The sequence below is a fragment of the Clostridioides sp. ES-S-0049-02 genome (assembly GCF_020658465.1).
Classification (GTDB): Bacteria; Bacillota; Clostridia; order Peptostreptococcales; family Peptostreptococcaceae; genus Clostridioides.
Window position 1 is genome coordinate 753,776 of sequence record NZ_JACVWG010000001.1, and the last position, 19,132, is coordinate 772,907.

Annotated in this window: 16 protein-coding genes and 1 CRISPR repeat array; of the genes, 13 read left to right on the forward strand and 3 right to left on the reverse strand. The window is 25.3% G+C overall.

Annotated features, from left to right (window positions below):
• The first annotated feature begins 1 nt into the window (after position 1).
• The 11 genes from rseP to IC213_RS03430 all read left to right on the forward strand — a co-directional run bounded on the left by rseP (position 2) and on the right by IC213_RS03430 (position 15,256).
• Positions 2–1,006: an RIP metalloprotease RseP gene (rseP, locus tag IC213_RS03380; protein WP_227434782.1), complete on the forward strand. Its 1,005-nt coding sequence runs from the start codon at positions 2–4 to the stop codon at positions 1,004–1,006.
• A gap of 185 nt (positions 1,007–1,191) precedes the next feature.
• Entirely contained in the window at positions 1,192–2,247 is a 1,056-nt protein-coding gene (ispG, locus tag IC213_RS03385) for a flavodoxin-dependent (E)-4-hydroxy-3-methylbut-2-enyl-diphosphate synthase (protein ID WP_227845922.1), read from the forward strand.
• Between the two features lie 366 nt (positions 2,248–2,613).
• Positions 2,614–3,309 carry a CRISPR-associated endoribonuclease Cas6 gene (cas6, locus tag IC213_RS03390; protein WP_227835452.1) on the forward strand — a complete coding sequence of 232 codons (696 nt, stop codon included), beginning with the start codon at positions 2,614–2,616 and terminating at the stop codon, positions 3,307–3,309.
• A gap of 11 nt (positions 3,310–3,320) precedes the next feature.
• On the forward strand, positions 3,321–5,054 hold the full coding sequence (locus IC213_RS03395) for a CRISPR-associated protein Cse4 (RefSeq protein ID WP_227862741.1): 1,734 nt from the start codon (positions 3,321–3,323) through the stop codon (positions 5,052–5,054).
• Positions 5,047–6,036, forward strand: a complete 990-nt coding sequence (locus tag IC213_RS03400; RefSeq protein WP_227862742.1) for a type I CRISPR-associated protein Cas7 — start codon at positions 5,047–5,049, stop codon at positions 6,034–6,036. Before IC213_RS03395 ends, IC213_RS03400 begins: the two co-directional genes overlap by 8 nt.
• A gap of 1 nt (position 6,037) precedes the next feature.
• On the forward strand, positions 6,038–6,781 hold the full coding sequence (cas5b, locus tag IC213_RS03405) for a type I-B CRISPR-associated protein Cas5b (RefSeq protein WP_227862743.1): 744 nt from the start codon (positions 6,038–6,040) through the stop codon (positions 6,779–6,781).
• A gap of 23 nt (positions 6,782–6,804) precedes the next feature.
• On the forward strand, positions 6,805–9,372 hold the full coding sequence (gene cas3 / locus IC213_RS03410) for a CRISPR-associated helicase Cas3' (RefSeq protein WP_227862744.1): 2,568 nt from the start codon (positions 6,805–6,807) through the stop codon (positions 9,370–9,372).
• A 210-nt stretch (positions 9,373–9,582) separates the two neighbouring features.
• A CRISPR array of direct repeats spans positions 9,583–11,456; the repeat unit is 30 nt; unit sequence GTTAAACAGTAACATGAGATGTATTTAAAT.
• A 132-nt stretch (positions 11,457–11,588) separates the two neighbouring features.
• Positions 11,589–12,083: a CRISPR-associated protein Cas4 gene (gene cas4, locus IC213_RS03415; protein ID WP_227835456.1), complete on the forward strand. Its 495-nt coding sequence runs from the start codon at positions 11,589–11,591 to the stop codon at positions 12,081–12,083.
• Positions 12,084–12,107: 24 nt separating this feature from the next.
• A complete protein-coding gene (gene cas1b, locus IC213_RS03420; protein ID WP_413927292.1) occupies positions 12,108–13,115 on the forward strand; it encodes a type I-B CRISPR-associated endonuclease Cas1b in 1,008 nt (335 codons plus the stop codon).
• A gap of 219 nt (positions 13,116–13,334) precedes the next feature.
• Positions 13,335–13,628 carry a CRISPR-associated endonuclease Cas2 gene (gene cas2, locus IC213_RS03425; RefSeq protein ID WP_227835458.1) on the forward strand — a complete coding sequence of 98 codons (294 nt, stop codon included), beginning with the start codon at positions 13,335–13,337 and terminating at the stop codon, positions 13,626–13,628.
• 803 nt (positions 13,629–14,431) lie between these two features.
• Positions 14,432–15,256, forward strand: a complete 825-nt coding sequence (locus tag IC213_RS03430) for a DUF5780 domain-containing protein (protein WP_227824009.1) — start codon at positions 14,432–14,434, stop codon at positions 15,254–15,256.
• A gap of 409 nt (positions 15,257–15,665) precedes the next feature.
• On the opposite strand, the gene IC213_RS03435 is transcribed toward IC213_RS03430, so the two are convergent.
• Positions 15,666–16,790 (reverse strand): DUF3810 domain-containing protein, encoded by a 1,125-nt coding sequence (locus IC213_RS03435; RefSeq protein ID WP_227434780.1) that lies wholly within the window; start codon positions 16,788–16,790, stop codon positions 15,666–15,668.
• A 195-nt stretch (positions 16,791–16,985) separates the two neighbouring features.
• Here IC213_RS03435 and IC213_RS03440 point away from each other — a divergent pair, with 195 nt between their 5' ends.
• Both IC213_RS03440 and IC213_RS03445 read left to right on the forward strand, forming a co-directional pair.
• Complete coding sequence (locus IC213_RS03440; RefSeq protein ID WP_227482555.1) at positions 16,986–17,210, forward strand: hypothetical protein; 225 nt, start codon at positions 16,986–16,988, stop codon at positions 17,208–17,210.
• 52 nt (positions 17,211–17,262) lie between these two features.
• On the forward strand, positions 17,263–17,787 hold the full coding sequence (locus IC213_RS03445; protein ID WP_227850988.1) for a GNAT family N-acetyltransferase: 525 nt from the start codon (positions 17,263–17,265) through the stop codon (positions 17,785–17,787).
• A 115-nt stretch (positions 17,788–17,902) separates the two neighbouring features.
• On the opposite strand, the gene IC213_RS03450 is transcribed toward IC213_RS03445, so the two are convergent.
• Together IC213_RS03450 and IC213_RS03455 are read right to left on the reverse strand one after the other, a co-directional pair.
• A complete protein-coding gene (locus IC213_RS03450; protein WP_227434777.1) occupies positions 17,903–18,049 on the reverse strand; it encodes a hypothetical protein in 147 nt (48 codons plus the stop codon).
• A 138-nt stretch (positions 18,050–18,187) separates the two neighbouring features.
• Entirely contained in the window at positions 18,188–19,114 is a 927-nt protein-coding gene (locus IC213_RS03455) for an AEC family transporter (RefSeq protein WP_227835461.1), read from the reverse strand.
• Between the last annotated feature and the right edge of the window lie 18 nt (positions 19,115–19,132).

The window sequence follows — 19,132 nt, forward strand, 5'->3', positions numbered from 1 at the left end:
TATGACTATAATAGCTGCATTAATACTATTTAGTATAATTGTATTAATACATGAATTAGGACATTTTATATTTGCAAAAAGAAGTGGGATTAAGGTAAATGAGTTTTCTATAGGTATGGGACCTAAGATATATAGTGTAAAAAAAGATACAGAGTATTCCATAAGAGCTCTTCCAATTGGTGGATATGTAAGTATGGAGGGTGAAGACGAAGAACAAATAAGTCCAAATTCTTTTGGAAATAAATCTATACTACAAAGATTTAGTACTATTGTAGCAGGACCAATATTTAATATAATACTGGCAGCAGTACTTTTAGTACCAGTGTTTTTGTATATAGGTTCTCCAACTACTACACTTGGAAAAATAATGCAAGATACTCCTGCACAAGCAGTAGGACTTCAAGTAGGAGATAAGATAAATAAAATAAATGGTAATTCTGTTAAGACTTGGGATGAAGTTGCAAATATTATAAATACTTCTTCTGGTGGAGAATTGAAGCTTAGTATAACTAGGGATGGAAATGATAAAGTTGTAAATGTAATTCCTAAAGATAACAATGGAAAGTATGAAATAGGAATTCAGCCACAAAGAGAAAAAGATTTCTTTGGTTCAATAGTAAATGCATGTAAAACTACTGTGGATATGACAAAACAGATGTTAACATTCTTAGGTCAAATGGTTACAGGACGTGTACCAGGAGGAATTGGTAATGCTGTTGCAGGACCAGTAGGTGTTATTGGTATGGTATCAGATGCAGCCCAAACAGGTCTTATAAATGTAGTCTATTTGGCAGCTGTCATAAGTTTAAATCTAGGTATAGTAAACTTATTACCAATACCAGCCCTTGATGGTTGGAGAATACTTATGTTATTATTAGAAGCTGTTAGAGGCGGTAAAAAACTTGACCCAAATAAAGAAGGTATGATAAATGTAGTTGGATTTGGAGCCTTAATGTTATTTATGCTTTTTATAACATATAAAGATATATTAAGGTTATTTCAATAATTTAACTTTATATAAAGTTTAAAAAAGCTATGTAGTTTTAAGTGAGAATAAATTAATTTTAAAAGGTTAAATTTATTCTTAGTTGTTTAACTATATAGCTTTTTAATTTATAATATATATGTAGTTTGTAGTATTTTTTAAGATATTGAATAATTTTAATATAAAATAATATATAGAGGTGAAATATGAGTTACAAGAGAAGACAGACAAGAGAAGTTAGTGTTGGGAGTGTAAAAATAGGAGGAGAAAATCCTATAAGCATACAATCTATGACAAATACTGATACAAGAGATGCAGAGGCTACAATATCTCAAATAAAAAGATTAGAAGAAGCTGGTTGTGATATAGTTAGAGTTGCTGTTCCTGATATGGAAGCAGCTAAAAATATAGGAAAGATAAAGTCTAATGTAAATATACCTGTTATTGCTGATATACATTTTGATTATAAGTTAGCACTTGAAGCTATAGAACAGGGTGTAGATGGTGTTAGAATAAATCCTGGTAATATTGGAAACATAGAAAGAGTTAGAATGGTTGTTGAGAAATGCAAGGAAAAAAATCTAAAAATTAGAATTGGTGTTAATGGGGGTTCTTTAGAAAAAGAACTTTTAAATAAATATGGTTCTGCAACTGCTGAAGCATTAGTTGAAAGTGCTATGGGACATATTAAGATTCTTGAAGATTTAGGTTTTTATAATATAGTTATTTCTCTAAAATCATCTGATATTTATAAAACTGTTGATGCATATGAATTAATATCAAAGAAAGTTGATTATCCTCTTCATATTGGAATTACTGAATCTGGAAGTGTTCATAAAGGAACAATAAAGTCTTCTATAGGTGTGGGAGCACTTCTTCTTAAAGGGATTGGAGATACTGTCAGAATATCTTTGACAGGTGACCCTGTTGAAGAGGTTGTTGTTGGTAAACAGATTTTAAGAAGTTTGGGTCTTTTAAATGATAAGATTAAAGTTATATCATGTCCTACATGTGGCAGATGTAATATAGATTTAATTAGTGTTGTAAATGAAGTTGAGGATAAAATTGGTAGTATGGAAAAAGATATTACTGTTGCAATTATGGGGTGTGCTGTAAACGGACCTGGAGAAGCTAGAGAAGCCGATATAGGCATTGCTGGTGGTAAGGGCGAAGGTCTTTTATTTAAAAAGGGTGAAATTGTAAGAATGATTAATGGTGATAAATTGGTTGATGAGTTACTGGATGAAATTGATAAGTTATAGAGTATATATTTAAAACATATTAAACAGCTAGATGATTAAATACTTTTAGAATAAACTTTATCTATAGTATTTAATTATCTAGCTGTTTTAAATTTTAACATTTTATAGTTGTATAATACTTTGTTTTTGATATTTTAACAGTATAAAGCTGAATTAACAAAGTTGATAGAATAAAATTGATTTAAAATTTAAGTTAAATGATTTGTCGAACAAAAAAATAAAAATTTTAAAGGAAAAAGTTGTTTAATAAAGAAATTATTAGATAGAAGTTATTTTTTATAATTTATTGTTGTTAAATAGATACAAAGGTCTTAATATATTTAGTTTATTAATATCAATTATCAGAAAATGGGGGGTGTTTATGAATTGGTTAAATGTATAGAATTATCAGTGAAGGTATACCTTCTTGAAAATATTTATTTAGATAATGTAGCCAAAGAAATATGCAAATTAATAGATGATACATTAATTATGGAAGATAAATATAGAGAGTTTCATAATAAAAATGAATTTAAGTATTATTCTTTCAATCTGCTATATCCTTTAGAAAAGGATAAAATTTATAAGAAGGATTGTATCTACACTTTTATTATTAGAACAGTAGATAGTGAGTTAGGAACTTATTTTATGAGGAATCTAAAAAATCAATATTCTGATAAAATAAAGGTCATTACAATGAGTAAAAAAGTAATTCCTAAAAAACATATTGAAAGTATTTATTCTATTACTCCAGTGATAGCAAAGTTTGAGGATGGATATTGGAAGGGTAGTAATACAGTAGAAGATCTGGAGAAAAGAATTAGAGAAAATTTAATAAAAAAATACAACGAATTTACCAACAGCAAGATAGATGAAAATTTTGAATTATTTAATATGATTAAGTTTATAAACAAAAAACCTATTTCCATGAAATATAAAAATATATCCTTACTTGGAGATAAAATAAGTTTTAAAGTATCAGAAAATGATATGGCTCAAGAAATTTCAAACTTTGCACTTGGAGTAGGGGTTGGAGAAATCAATTCTCGTGGATTTGGTTTTGTAAACTATAGATGGTTATAGGAGGTGAAGGTTTGTTAAAGGATTGCTTAGAGATTTTTGAAAAAGAATATAGGGCTATAGGGAATAGTCTTATAACAGATAATTATGTTTTATCTGAGGGCTCATATGTATTGGTAAAAGATTTTTCTATCATAGAAAAATTGGAAGTTTCAAAGGGTAATAGAGATAATACAGAAGAATTATATAGCAAGTTTTCAAAACTGGATTACTTGTCAAAACTGGTAGATATGAATAAACCTATTGATGACAAAAAGATAATTCATAGTAATAACTATCTTTCATTTTTTATTAAAAAAGAAAATTTAAGACCCGACAAAAATAACAGCATAAAGCTTACAGAAGATATTATTAATAACTATTATGATGTGTTACTAAATCCAGGGCTTAAATATGATAAAAAGAAAAAAGAAATATTTGATTCTATGGAAAAAAAATATGGTAGAACAGATGAAAATAATCTAAATAAGGTAAAGGTGTGGATAAAAAATAATATATTTACTTTAGTTGAAGATGTAAAAAAAGATAAAAACTATTTAAAAATATTTTTTGATGAAGAGATAGATATATACAATATAGAAAGTCAAAAATATGTAATTCCCAATATATATAATAAAAATGATTTTAATGTAACTATTGATGGTAAAACCTATGGATTACCAAACAATAATATGCAGTTAAATGCAAAAAAGCCATTTTTAGAATTAAAAACACGAAAGAAAAACTCAACACCATATCTAATTGATGAAGATGAAGTTTTGTTACAGAAAGCTTTCTTTGATTATTTAATGAATAAAGCATCCAGTGGAGAAGAATTAGTATATATAAGTAGTGAAAAAGGAATCCATAGAAAAGCTGATATACCAAATGAGTTTAGTGGATATATACTGAGGATAAAAAAGGGTAAAGAATTAGAAATACATGATTTTGATACTGTGGTAAATTTAAATACTAAAATAAAAAAAATAAATGTAAAGTTTGTAATACCAATAGAATATGACAAGTATGGTTTAAATCCAAGTTTAGAAGTAGGATATATTAATAATCTTAAAAAATTAGAAAAAACTATTGATACTATATATTTTAATACATTTATGTGTAATAGTTATTTCAGAGAAGTTAAAGAAATAAACTTAAATGATTTAATTCTAAGAGATATATTGGTTAGAAATAGAGATGGGTTATATACATGGTTTTATAAAGGTAGGGATAATATAGTAAGACAAACTTTTTCAAACTATTCTATGGAGATAATTAAAAATTCTATAAAAAACAATAACTATGTAAAAGCCAAGGAACAGTATAACTTAAGAATAGCTATAATAAATTATTTTTATGGAGGATATAAAATGGCAGATAAAATAAAATATATTAGTGAATCTTTATTTGAAAAAATAAATTCTAAACAAACACAATGTATACAAAGTGATGAAGAATACTATTTTGCAATTGGACAATTAGCTTCATATCTTATATCTAAAAATAAGTCATCAAAAAATAAAAACCATTCTCTAATTAATCCTATATTAAATGCACGAAATAAGGAAAAGCTTATGCTAGAGATAAGGAAGTTGTTTAAAAAATATAATTATGCCATAGATTATGGTAGTAAGAGGTTTGATAATTTATATGCTATGATTGTAGGATATGAAGTAGAAGATAAAAAAATTAATGGGGATTTATTAATAGGTGGTTACCTATATTCTAATTTAATATATACAAAAAGAGAGGAGAAAGAAGATGAATAAGAGAGTATATGGGGTGTTAGGAATAAAATCTGTAATGTCAAATTGGAATGCTGATTTTTCTGGATATCCAAAAACTATATCAACAGGAGAAATTTTTGGAAGTGACAAAGCTCTTAAATTTCCTATGAAGAAAATGTGGGAAAATGAAGGTGAAAAAGTATTATATATAAAGTCATTAAAAATAGATGAATCTAAGAAAGGAGAAATCAAAGTCAGACCAAAGTCACTAAAAGAGAGGTATGAAGAATTGTTTGATATAGAAGATTTAAAGGTAGAAAAAAATCAACAAAATGTGTTAGAAAATTTATTTAAAGCTATTGATGTCAAAAACTTTGGAGCTACATTTGCAGAAGTAGGAAATAATATAGGAATTACAGGAGCAGTACAAATTGGTCAAGGATTTAATAAGTATGAAGATAGCAATGTCGAAGAGCAACAAATACTTTCTCCATTTAGAGACTCAAAAGCTAAAGATAAGAAAAAATCGACAAATGAAGAAGAAAAGGAAGATGCTAATTCAACTACTTTAGGTAAAAAAATAGTTAGTGATGAAGCGCATTATTTTTATCCTTTTTCAATAAATCCAAAGGCCTATGAAGCTTTTGTTAGTATGGGTGTAACTGAGGGGTATACTGAAAATGATTATAAAAAATTTAAAGAAGTTGCTCTAGTGAGTGCGACTGCGTTTAATACAAATTCAAAAATCGGATGTGAAAATGAATTTGCAATATTTATTGAAACAAATGAAGAAGTATATTTACCAGATTTAACTCAATATATAGCATTTAAAAAGAAAGAAAATGAAAATGATTTAATTTCTTTAAATATGATTGACTTAATGATTGACTTAGCAGAAGAAATTAATAGTATAGAAATATATTATAATCCATATAAAACAGAAATAAAGCCTTCCAAAGAGAAAATAGCATCAAAATTAGATAAAGTAAAGTTTATAAATATATTTACAAGAAAAGAGGTATAAGATGGAAGTCTTAAAATTTAACCTAAGTGGGAGAACTGTATTTTTTAAAAAGCCAGATGTAAATAGTATAGTTTGTTTTACTTATGGAAATATACATAAAGTCGCACTTATGGGAATTTTGGGAGCTTGCTTGGGACTTAAGGGATATAATCAACAGACTAAAGATGACGAATATCCTGAATTCTACTCTGAACTTGAGAATATAAAAATATCGATAGTTCCAAAAAATGAATTTGGATATATAGATAAAAAGATTCAGAGATTTAATAATTCTGTAGGATATGCTTCAAAAGAAGAAGGGGGAAATCTAATAGTAAAAGAGCAATGGCTTGAAAATCCTAGTTGGGATATATATATACAATTAGAAGATACAGATATTTGTAGAGATTTGAAAAATAGATTTTTATCTAATAAATTTGTTTACATACCTTATTTAGGAAAAAACGACCATATAGCAAATATAAGTGGAATTGAACTAATTAGTGATGCTTATAAATCAGAAAGTGTTGATAAAATAGATAGTTTTTTTACAAGGGAAGATTTTGAATTTGAGAAATATGATTTTGATGATGATGACGATGATTATGAAGAACCTTTTAAGTATCAAGAGAAGCTTCCTTGTAAGTTAGATAGAATAACTAATCAATATATTTTAGAAACCATAATATTTACTAATATGCCAGTTAAATTGCTTAGTAAAAAAGATGTATATAAAGTAAGGGATATGAATTTAATATTTATTTAAATTTATAACTCCAGGAGGGATATATGTATTTTGAAAAAGTTGAATTATTTGATATAAATAGCAATGTAAATAATTATCAAAATATTTATGCACATATAAATAAGGATAAATCTCCAGAAACTTTGAAAGAACATTCAGATTTAGTATACTCATACTTTATGAAATTATGTGTCAAAAAAGATTTAGAATCTTGTTTAAAAAGAATAGAAGATAAATTTTTTAAAAATAACTCTTATTTAAGTAAGAATTTTTATAGAGAACTTATGTTAAATATGGTTTACATGCATGATTTAGGTAAAATTAATGTTTCATTTCAATCTGTAAAAATGAACAATAAAAATTTTAAAAGTATTTCAACAAGATATACTAAACATTCTTTTATTTCGTCTATATTGTATTTTGATTATTATTTTGAAAAGTTAAAGAAAGTTGATGTTGAAGAGAAAAAGATATTGAAGTTGTTTTTAATGATAAATACATATGTAATATCAAAGCACCATGGAGTCTTGAAATCATTTAGGGAATTTTTATCTTCTTTTGAGGATGAATTTGTAAATATTGAAGATAATTTTAAAGATTTATTTATACATAATTATAATTTAGAGATTAAATCAACTTCAAAAACTATTAAAAAAATAATTAGTGATACATATAAGTATTTGGATGATAGTTCTATAAAAGATGGTTTAGATATAGAATTATATATATATTCAAAATTAATGTTTGCAATTGTTACATCTTGTGATTTTTATGCTACATCAGAATATAATGGTGGAAAATCTATAAATGATTTTGGGACTATTGATAATCATAATAAATATTATGATGTATTTAAAAAATCTAAAATATATGAAAATATGAATAGGTACAGAGAATATCTAAATAACGATGAAAAATGCCCATATGAAGATAATGATATAAATAAATTGAGAACAGAGATGAGTATAGAAGTTGAAGAAACAATGACATGTAATCTAAGTAAAAATATATTTTACTTAGAAGCACCTACTGGAAGTGGAAAAACTGTTACATCTATAAATTTAGCATTAAAATTTATAGAATTAAATCAATCATTAAGTAAAATATTTTATATATTTCCATTCAATACATTAGTAGAACAAACCAAAAGTGTATTTATAAATGATTTGTTTAATTCTGTTAAAGATATAGAAAAGGATGTTGTAGTTATAAATTCTATAACTCCGATACAGACCTATGATGACGAAGAAGATAATAAAGATGTTAAAGACTATAGCACAAAACAAAAAATTGACTATGAAAAATCCTTGCTAAATAGACAGTTTTTACACTATCCTATAGTACTTACTACTAACATAGGTTTTTTTAATTATTTATTTGGAGTTTCAAGAGAAGAAAGTTTCCCATTGGTACATATGATAAATAGTGTAGTTATATTAGATGAGATACAAAGCTATAAAAATGAGATATGGAAAGAGATTATTTTATTCTTAGAAAAGTATGCTGAAATATTAAATATAAAAATTATTATAATGTCTGCAACTTTACCTAGATTAAATAAATTAGGATGTAATGATGATAATTTTGCTTATTTAGTAAGGTACAGAGATAAGTATTTTAAGAATCCACTTTTTAAAGATAGAGTAAATATAAGTTTTGAAATGTTAAATTCAGAAGTTAATTCTATTGAAGAAATAGCAAAAAAGGTTGTAGAGGAATCAGAAAGATATAATAAGATACTAATAGAGTTTATAAAGAAATCATCAGCATTAGAATTTTACAAGGATATTAAAGAAAAGTTGAAGGATAAGTCAGAAAGCATTTATTTAATAACGGGAGATGATAATAAATTAGAGAGAAAAAAAATAATAAATAAAATTAAAGATATAGGATCTGTAATCTTAGTTGCTACACAAGTTGTAGAAGCTGGAGTGGATATAGATATGGATTTGGGATTTAAAGATATATCTATAATTGATTCAGACGAACAATTTTTGGGAAGGATAAATAGGTCTTGTAAAAAATTAAATTCAAAAGTTTATTTTTTTAATTTAGATGATGCAAAAGAGATATATAGGAAAGATATTAGAAAAGAGAAAAATTTAACCCTGAATGAGGAGAGCAATAGAGAAATTATTTTAGAAAAAGATTTTGAAAAGTACTACGACAAAATAATAGCTAGAATAGAAGAAAATAAAAATAAACATAATGACGAAAATATAGATGTTTTTACAAATGATATTGTAGGTAAATTAGATTTTAAATCAGTAAATAAAAGGATGACATTGATAGATAAATTAAGAGATTATACAATTTTTTTGAACACTCAAGTAGAAGATGAATCTGGAAATATAGTTGTAGGAAGTGATGTTTGGGAAGATTATGTTTCTCTATTAAAAAATAATGATATTGACTATTCTGAAAAAAGAGTAAAGATGTCTGACATTATGGAAAAATTAGATTATTTTACATATAAACTTCGTAAATTTGATAATTCATTTAATGATTATATAGGAGATATTTTTTATATTGATGATGGTGAACAGTATTTTACAGATGGTAAATTTGATAGAAGCAAATTTAATGAAAATGTAGAACATGAGTATATATAGTAAGGTTAGATTAGAAATAGGATATATAGTATAGTGTAATTAAAATTTATCCCAAGCTAGTAAATGAAGAATAGTTTCTAAGTATTGAAATTTAAATATTTTATAACTTTTATAGATTTTTTATGATTAGCTGGGATAAAAAATCTATATATCAGTCTTTTCAATGTGTTTAAAAGCAATATCCTTTTAAGAGATATTGCTTTTACAGTGGTTAAACAGTAACATGAGATGTATTTAAATCCTATGTGGTGGGTAGGTATGTTTATTAATACTTTTGTTAAACAGTAACATGAGATGTATTTAAATTTATGATGTTAACAGTTTATATCCTTATGTTATGAAAGTTAAACAGTAACATGAGATGTATTTAAATACACTTTGAAAATTACATAAATTCAGCTTGTATAATGTTAAACAGTAACATGAGATGTATTTAAATTAAAGTGATAAGGTAGTTTTGCATGAAAAGACAGTAGTTAAACAGTAACATGAGATGTATTTAAATAATATAAAAAAGTACTTATAAAAGAATTTTCAACAAGTTAAACAGTAACATGAGATGTATTTAAATTGGCATAGAATACATCTAACTTGTTTTGCAACTCTTGTTAAACAGTAACATGAGATGTATTTAAATTCAGTATCCACAAAGCAACATTCGACTAAGATTGACGTTAAACAGTAACATGAGATGTATTTAAATTAGAAATACATTTACTAAAGTTGAAGGACATTATCGTTAAACAGTAACATGAGATGTATTTAAATGTAACAAAGTAATCATCTATGTTATCTAAATCATTTGTTAAACAGTAACATGAGATGTATTTAAATCTCACATATATTGGTATTTCTTCCAAAACAGGCTGTGTTAAACAGTAACATGAGATGTATTTAAATTTTTTTTGCTATACTATTATTGTAAAGGTTGTTAAAGTTAAACAGTAACATGAGATGTATTTAAATTGGCATAAAACACATCTAACTTAGTTTGTAACTCTGTTAAACAGTAACATGAGATGTATTTAAATACTGTACTTTTTCCAGTTTGCGCTTGAAACGAATTGTTAAACAGTAACATGAGATGTATTTAAATTAAATATATTTGTGAAGGATTAGAAGTCTATTTAAAGTTAAACAGTAACATGAGATGTATTTAAATCCAACACCCCGACAATGATATGTATTTGAGTATTTGTTAAACAGTAACATGAGATGTATTTAAATTAACAACACTATATAAGTAATAAATAAGCATACAAGGTTAAACAGTAACATGAGATGTATTTAAATCTACAGCCCATTTTCCAATCTCGTATTCTTTTTTGGTTAAACAGTAACATGAGATGTATTTAAATCCAGTAGAAAAATCAGTAGTCTTTAAAATATCAGTTGTTAAACAGTAACATGAGATGTATTTAAATAGGGACAATTTTTCAGAAAGAGAAATTAGAGAATTTGTTAAACAGTAACATGAGATGTATTTAAATCTAACTTTAAGTATTTTGAGTTGGCAGACTTCTTGCGTTAAACAGTAACATGAGATGTATTTAAATAGAGATAATGACATCAGAAAAGCAGTATTTAATGACGTTAAACAGTAACATGAGATGTATTTAAATAAACAATCTCTATAACTAAGTCTGTAAGCATAATCGTTAAACAGTAACATGAGATGTATTTAAATCAAGTATAAATCTGCATTTACATTATAAATATTAAATGGTTAAACAGTAACATGAGATGTATTTAAATCAGAGAAAGAAAGTTATAAGAAATTTAGTAAAGAGAGTTAAACAGTAACATGAGATGTATTTAAATCTAAGGTTAATAATAAAGTAGTTAATAACTATCACAGTTAAACAGTAACATGAGATGTATTTAAATACCAAAGGTATATCACTTGGAGGATTAGGGTCAGGGGTTAAACAGTAACATGAGATGTATTTAAATAACCATATAAACTTTTTTTCATGTTGCACTCTAAAAGTTAAACAGTAATATGAGATGTATTTAAATTTTAATTTATATTTTATTTCTATATCATTACTAAAGTTAAACAGTAACATGAGATGTATTTAAATTATTATACAATATTAAATTAAATAAAAATAATTTTATAGTAAATTATATTGTAAAATTATAAATTTTAATATTCTGAATAAGACAATATATGATATACTTATATATAAATAATCAAATAAATAGGTGATATTATGAAGCTTACAGGAACTTTAATAAATTACTATTTTCATTGTAAAAGACAATGTTGGCTACTTGGCAATAGAATAAACCTAGAAGAAAATAGTGAAGATGTAAAAATAGGTAGAATTCTTCATGAGCTAAAAGAAAAAAATTCAAAACATAAAGAAATTGCAATTGAAAATATAAAGATAGATAAATTAACAAAAGAATATTTAGTAGAGATTAAAAAGTCTGATGCTGATGTAGAAGCTGTCAAATGGCAAGTTCTTTTATACTTAAAAATATTAAAAGAAAAAGGAATTGTTAGAAAAGGAAAAATTGAATTTATAGAAAAAAACAAAACCGACAAAAAAATAGTTTTTGTAGATTTGAGAGAAGAAACTGAAAAACAGCTTGTATCTATAGAAAAGGACATTGTCGATTTAATAAATAGGGATAAAGCACCATATCCAGATTTAAAAAAAGGGTGTAAAAAATGCGCTTATTATGAGTATTGTTATATATAAAATTAGATAACAACATATAAGGAGGTGTCATTATTGGGAAAGACAAAATATATTGGCTCAATGGGAGAGCTTTCAAGAAAAGACAATTCAATATGCTTTAGAAAAAATGGAAAGAATGTGTACATACCAGTAGAAAATACTAGCGAAATATTTTGTTTAAATGAAGTATCATTAAATTCTAAATTACTTGATTTTTTATCGAGAGCAAATATTGTTGTTCATTTTTTTAATTACTATGGTGGATATAGCGGAACCTTTTATCCTAAAGAATTTTTGATAAGTGGAAAGGTAACTGTAGCTCAGGTAAAAACCTTTGAGAATAGAAGAGAAGAAATAGCAAAATCTATAGTTAATGGTATAAGGATTAATACAATAAATACATTATCACATTATTATAAACATGGAAATTCAGAAATACAACCATTATTATCACATCTAAAAAAAGATTCTCTAAATAAATTAGAAAAATCGAATAATATAAAAGAAATATTATCAGTTGAAGGAGATATTTGGCAAATATTTTACTCTTCCTTTAAATATATTTTAAGAGAAGAATTTATTTTTAATAAAAGAGTTAAGAGACCACCAGATAATCCCCTAAATGCTATGATATCATTTGGAAATAGTATATTATATGCTAAAACTGTAACTGCTATATATAATACCCATCTAAATCAAAGTGTAAGTTTCTTACATGAACCAAGTGAAAGTAGATTTTCTTTAAGCTTAGACTTAAGTGAAAATTTTAAACATGCAGTAACATTTAAAACTATATTTGATTTAGTAAATAATAGAAAAATAAATGTTGAAAAACATTTTGATAAAAAATTGAATTATTGTATTTTAAATGATGAAGGAAAACAGCTTTTTATAAATTCCTTAGAAGAAAGGTTAGAATCTGTAAAAGAGCATCCAAAATTGAAAAGAAAGGTAAGTTTGAAAACATGTATAAAACTAGATGCTTATAAAATATTAAAATGTATAATGGAACAAAAAGAATTTATTCCTTATAATTTAAAATATAGTCTATAATTTTAAAAATAAATAAAATTCCTTAATGTAATAACACTAGAATTATAATAGTGATATTATTATTAAATATACATAATATACTATTATAATAGTGCAAATTAAAAGTAGAAATTCTCAGAGATAGTTGAAAATATGAAAGGAGGAAGTTCTGAAAAATAATTATAACATTTTGATTTATTGAAAGTTTATATGTTTTTCAGTTTAAGTAATATATTATATATGAAAAAGAAAAGTAATTTAAATTATAATTATGTATTTGTGGTTTATGATGTAGGAGAAAAAAGAGTAAATAAAGTTTTTAAAATATGTAAAAAGTATCTTTCACATTTCCAAAAATCAGTTTTTAGAGGAGAAATAACTCCATCTAAAATTATGAGTTTGAAACATGATTTAGAAAATATTGTAGATAAAGATAACGATTTTGTATGTATAATAAAATTAATGAATTCTAATATATTTGAAGAAGAAATAATAGGTAATAATAATAGTAATTGTGAAAATTTAATATTATAAATAATTTACTTAGTATACTCATAAAAACAAATATAATAAATTGTTAAAGGATAGTGAAATTAGACGATAGTTAAATTAAACTTGGAAATATTTATTAGTAAGGCTATGGCTGAGAGAAGCATAGTCTTATTTTTATATTTTTTAAAATCTTTTAAAAATCCTTTTTTATATTTAAACTTTCTAAATTAATATCTATAGCTATACATGTTGATTTGTTTATTTATTCTACTTTCGCTTCTAGTCTTATAATGTATTGAATTTATAAAATACAATTGGATAAATCATATCAGGTGGTCTATTTTACCATTCAAGAGTCAAATGCATAACTTTATCAGTAACTTTTAGCTAATAGTGAATGAGGCATATGATGTCTTGATATACTCTGAGTAGAAATACCTTTTATTTCTATGTCTATTTATAGAATTTTAGCATCTTTATTCTTATTGTAATAGCTATAATCATTTAAATGATTATAAAGCTCCGTTTCCAATATTTAATGAATTGTATTTGTAAATAAATCTTTTAGTATCTTTTAAATATATATTGTTGTTTTAACATCATATTGTTAAATAAGTTTTATATATTATGATTCAATTATATAAGTGAGTACCAAAATCCATTCTATATTTATTATAATAAAATTATATTTACTAAAATGAAAATTACAACAGTAGTATTGAAATATAATTACTATTATGGTAATATTTAGTTACTAAAACTATTGATGTATTATGTCAACACAAATATCAATGCATTTTACAAAATGTTTTAGTAAAGATTAATAATAGAAAGGAGAGCAACTTGTGGGATATAAAAAAATATATAGATTGCCTATTTTGGTTATTGCTTTATTGGTTACTGGTACGACAACGGCCTTTTCTCTTAATACAACCAATTCAGAACAAACAAGTGTATACTTAACAAATTCAGAAAGTACTTCAACACAGAAGGTTTTAGACATTTCAAATAGCAAAGGTATTGCCAATAATAAAAATCTTCCACTAGCCATAAACAATAGCAAAATACAGTTTGATGATAGTCCATATCATTGGCCTAGCAATGTTATAAGTGTTAAGAATAACAGTAAAAAGGCAATCATAGATTATGAAATTGTGTGTCTTGCATATGACAAAAACGGAAAACCACTTGAACTATATTGGGATGCTCAAAATGTAGCCACAAATGGAGAGGTAGGAAGTGTTGGATTTGGTACAGATGGTGTAGATTATGGTATTGTTGCAGGTATATCTCCTGTATCTAAGAAAGCATACTCACATACTTATAGAAGAGTGCAACAATCACCACCAAAAGATATAATAAGTATGTTTGAAAAACAACAAGGTAAGGCATGGGTAGAAAAATGGCTGAAAGAATGGCAACAAATAGAGAAAGAATATGCAAAGAAAAATGCAATAGTTCCAGGTAAGAATCAAAATGATGCTTCTTTATTGTTTGATAAATGGAACCAATCAACTGGAAAGCATGATGTGAAGTATATTATATCATGTGTAAAGCAAGTAACATTTACTGATGGTAGTGCATGGAAAAATTCATCATATGAGACTTGGATGAAAGATTTTCAAGGAAAATCAGTGTCAACTAATGTGTTAGAAAATTACTGTAAGTAATATTTGACACTAATAAGATAAAATCAGGTATACACTTAATTGGTGTTAAGCCAGCTAAATACTTATTGTTCCAATGGAAATAGACATTTTTACAGATGTATTTTAATTGTGAAAATGAATCTTATAGATAGATATACCATAGACAGATATACATAAGATTATAGGCATGTATCAACTTTTGATAGGTGCTTTTTTTATTGGATAAAAAAGATAATGAATGCTATTCAATTTAGAACCTATTTAAGAATATATACTATAATTCTTCCTTGTATCATAAGTATACATGTAGTAAATACTTAGAAATAGTTTGTTTTTAATAATGAACTTATAAAAAATAAACTATTAAATAGTAGAAAAATAGATAAAAATAGCAATTTTTTATCTATTTTTCCATTCTCTATAAATACTCTTAATTATATGGATATAATTCATAATAAGTTAGCAATAAATCAACCATTTTACCATAACTTTGAGTTCCTTCAGCAATTCCATTAGCTTTTAAATAAGAATTATTAAACCCATTGGAAATTTTATCGATTTTACCTTCATATCTTTGCCAAAATTCACTCTCATTTTTTAAATCCCTACGAACAGACTCTGAAATACCAGCAGAAATATCAGCATATGCCTTATAGTCAACTTTGCTTAAAGCAGAAGCAGTATAATTTAAGGCCAAAATATAGCCAGAATAATTAAAATCAATATCAGGATGTTTTATTGAAGTAAGATAACCTATAAAGTTAGCTTCATCTTCACTAGCAAATCCTCTCTGATGTGCCATTTCATGACCAACTGTACAAGGAATATATAAGTCAGGGATTGCAATATTAATATTTGCCTCACCTGTAAAGGGAAAGTATATACCAGTTATTCCTGTATAACACATAAGATGTGATGAAATAACATACTTTGGCTTAGAGTAACTACCACTAGCACTAGGTAAAATATATGAAATTTTATCATATCCTAATTGAGCTCTATTTATGACACCTTTATAATCTGTATTAGATTTTACGACACCATTTTTATCTTGTAGTGTAAGTTTTCTAGTTTCATTTGCTTTAGCTACCAAAAATTTATATAACTCAGAAAGTTCTTTAGTACTATGTTGCTTTGATTGGACAGAACTGTTGTTTTTTAAATTGTATTGGTTGATAAGGGTATTCTCGAGTGGAACTCTATTGTAGTTTATACCCCAAAGTACTACAAAAAGAAAATAAACTATTGATAAAATGGATAATATATTTAAAATAGAATTCTTTAAAAATGTCTTTAAATTTCTATTCTTTTTGAAAATTGTAAATACAATAGAACATAAAAATAAAAAAATAGATATAACTATTATGTACATTGTAATTTCGTAGATAGAAAATGGAAATATTCCTGAAACTTTACTTAATAGCTGTATAACTTTTTTATCTATGGCTTGAGAATAATATTTTTCAACAATATGTGGAATTTTACTTGCTATGAAATTTAAAAACAAAGCAATAGGAAAAAGGATTAAAGAAAAATATTTTATTTTTTTACTCATATTTCACCTCGCAGACTTTAATTTATATAAATATATTATATATCAATTAAAGTTATATTGTAAAATAGGTATAGTTATTTATATTTATGACTTTATACTAAATAAATGATAAGTTATAATATTCATATGAATAAACAATTTATGTATAACTAATAATAATTAAAAATAACAATTGTATAAGGAGTAAAAAATATTATGATAATAAGGCTTACTAAAGATAATTTTAATTTTAGATTTAAACAATATGAAGGGATGTTTTTTCATGCTGAAGTAAACGAAGGAGAAGAATCAATTAAATACAAAATAACTAAAGATAAAGATGGCACTGAACTAAAAGAGTTTGGAAATACACATATAAAGGATAATATGATATATATACCTCAAATAGAAGCATACATAGATTTAAACAGTATAAAATAAAGATTGTAGGTATTAATTTAAAAAGAGGGTTATGTTTAGGGGGGAATACAGTATGAGTAAAGCATTAGACATAGTAATAAGACCAGTAAGAAGGGAAGACGCGAAATCGATTAATGAAATGAGAAGAGCATATAATGTTATGAGAAATACACTAGCATTAATGAGTGATAGGCTGGATAGAACTATAGCTATGCTAGATTCTCTAGGTGAAAATGATTATATGTTTGTGGCTGAAATTGATAATGATGGAGAAAAAAATGTAATAGGTTTTGCTGGTTTACATGTGAATCCATCTCCAAGATTAAGACATAGTGCAGAACTAGGAATAACCGTTGATGAAAAGTATCATGGTATAGGAGTAGGTCAAAAGCTTATGGAACAACTTTTAGACATAGCAGACAATTGGATTAAGTTGATGAGAGTAGGGTTAGAAGTAATTGTAGACAATGAAAAGGGATTAAACTTATACAAAAAACTGGGATTTGAAATAGAAGGAACTAAAAAATATGCTGTAATTAGAGATGGAAAATTTGAAGATGTTTATATCATGGGAAGATATAATAAAGATTTAATTTAACTCATTCCAATAAAAATAGAGAAGTAGAATAGATTATCTATTAATAAAGAATTTTCATTAAAGATAATTTAATATTACTTCTCTATTATATTTTAAAAACTTTATTATCGAAAATTTATAAAAACATTCTATATACAAATAGAATTATTAGCAATATCAAAGCTACCTTAAAAGCTAGACTAGCAACAGTTTTTATAATTTTTACAGAAACGCCTATAGCAACTATAGCAAATACTATTTTAAAGAGTAAATCTATATCCATATTTAAGCCTCCTATTCTATCATACATATAGATATTATTGACAAATATCTAGGAAAAAATTCCATCAATACACTATAATAAATTGTTTATATTTGTAATTTATTGAGTCTATTATTATATAATACATAAAAGAATAAATCAAGATAGTAAAAAAATACTTATAAAAGGTATTGATATAACTGAAAATAATGTCGTAAAAAATACACATTGTGAGGCTAGTGTTACATTAGAATCATATTGATTAGCAAATATAGCAGTATTTGCAGCAGCAGGCATAGAAGAAATTACTACTGGTATAGCTAAAATCATTTTATCATTAACCCACCCTTTTAGAATAAAGTATATAATCACAGGAAGTACTAATAATCTTACAATAGTAACTAGATATAATCTTTTATTTACAAAACAATCTATTGCTGAAGAATTAGCAAGCAAACTACCAATAATAATCATAGATATTGGTGTAGTCATATCTCCTAACATCTTAAGTGGATCATTTATAAACTGAGGTAATCTAAGACCTGTTATAAATAAAAATAAACCAATAACTACTGCTATTGTAGCAGGGCTTATAAGTGATTTCATTGAAAATCCTTTAGTGGTACTACCTTTAGATAACAAGTAAATTCCCAAAGTAAAAGAAAACAAGTTAAATGGTAGATTAAAAATAGCGGTGTAGAATATAGCTTCATGGCCTAGAACTGCTTCAATTACAGGATAACCCATGAAAGCTACATTTGAAAAAACAACTATATACTGATATATCCCCAGGTCTTTTGTATCTTCACATTTTAAAATGTATTTTAACAAAAAAGCAATTATAATAGAAACTATATACATAACTAAGGATATAAATAATAATAGTAGTATTTTTTGTATCATTTTATTATCAAAGTTAATCTGCATAGAACTAATTATCATAGATGGTAAAAAAATAGTCATTGTCAAATTTGAAAGTTTAGATGTACAGTGTTCATCTAATAAGTTGAATTTTCTGACAAAGTATCCTACTAAAATAATTATAAATAAAACTGCAACTTGAACAAAAATATTGCTGAAATTCATAAAATGTCCCCCCTATAT

Excerpts from the sequence above, each read along its gene's own strand:
- rseP (WP_227434782.1), top strand. The coding sequence starts at position 2 with ATGACTATAATAGCTGCATTAATACTATTTAGTATAATTGTATTAATA.
- ispG (WP_227845922.1), top strand. The coding sequence starts at position 1,192 with ATGAGTTACAAGAGAAGACAGACAAGAGAAGTTAGTGTTGGGAGTGTA.
- IC213_RS03400 (WP_227862742.1), top strand. The coding sequence starts at position 5,047 with ATGAATAAGAGAGTATATGGGGTGTTAGGAATAAAATCTGTAATGTCA.
- cas5b (WP_227862743.1), top strand. The coding sequence starts at position 6,038 with ATGGAAGTCTTAAAATTTAACCTAAGTGGGAGAACTGTATTTTTTAAA.
- cas3 (WP_227862744.1), top strand. The coding sequence starts at position 6,805 with ATGTATTTTGAAAAAGTTGAATTATTTGATATAAATAGCAATGTAAAT.
- cas4 (WP_227835456.1), top strand. The coding sequence starts at position 11,589 with ATGAAGCTTACAGGAACTTTAATAAATTACTATTTTCATTGTAAAAGA.
- cas2 (WP_227835458.1), top strand. The coding sequence starts at position 13,335 with ATGAAAAAGAAAAGTAATTTAAATTATAATTATGTATTTGTGGTTTAT.
- IC213_RS03435 (WP_227434780.1), bottom strand. The coding sequence starts at position 16,790 with ATGAGTAAAAAAATAAAATATTTTTCTTTAATCCTTTTTCCTATTGCT.
- IC213_RS03440 (WP_227482555.1), top strand. The coding sequence starts at position 16,986 with ATGATAATAAGGCTTACTAAAGATAATTTTAATTTTAGATTTAAACAA.
- IC213_RS03445 (WP_227850988.1), top strand. The coding sequence starts at position 17,263 with ATGAGTAAAGCATTAGACATAGTAATAAGACCAGTAAGAAGGGAAGAC.
- IC213_RS03450 (WP_227434777.1), bottom strand. The coding sequence starts at position 18,049 with ATGGATATAGATTTACTCTTTAAAATAGTATTTGCTATAGTTGCTATA.
- IC213_RS03455 (WP_227835461.1), bottom strand. The coding sequence starts at position 19,114 with ATGAATTTCAGCAATATTTTTGTTCAAGTTGCAGTTTTATTTATAATT.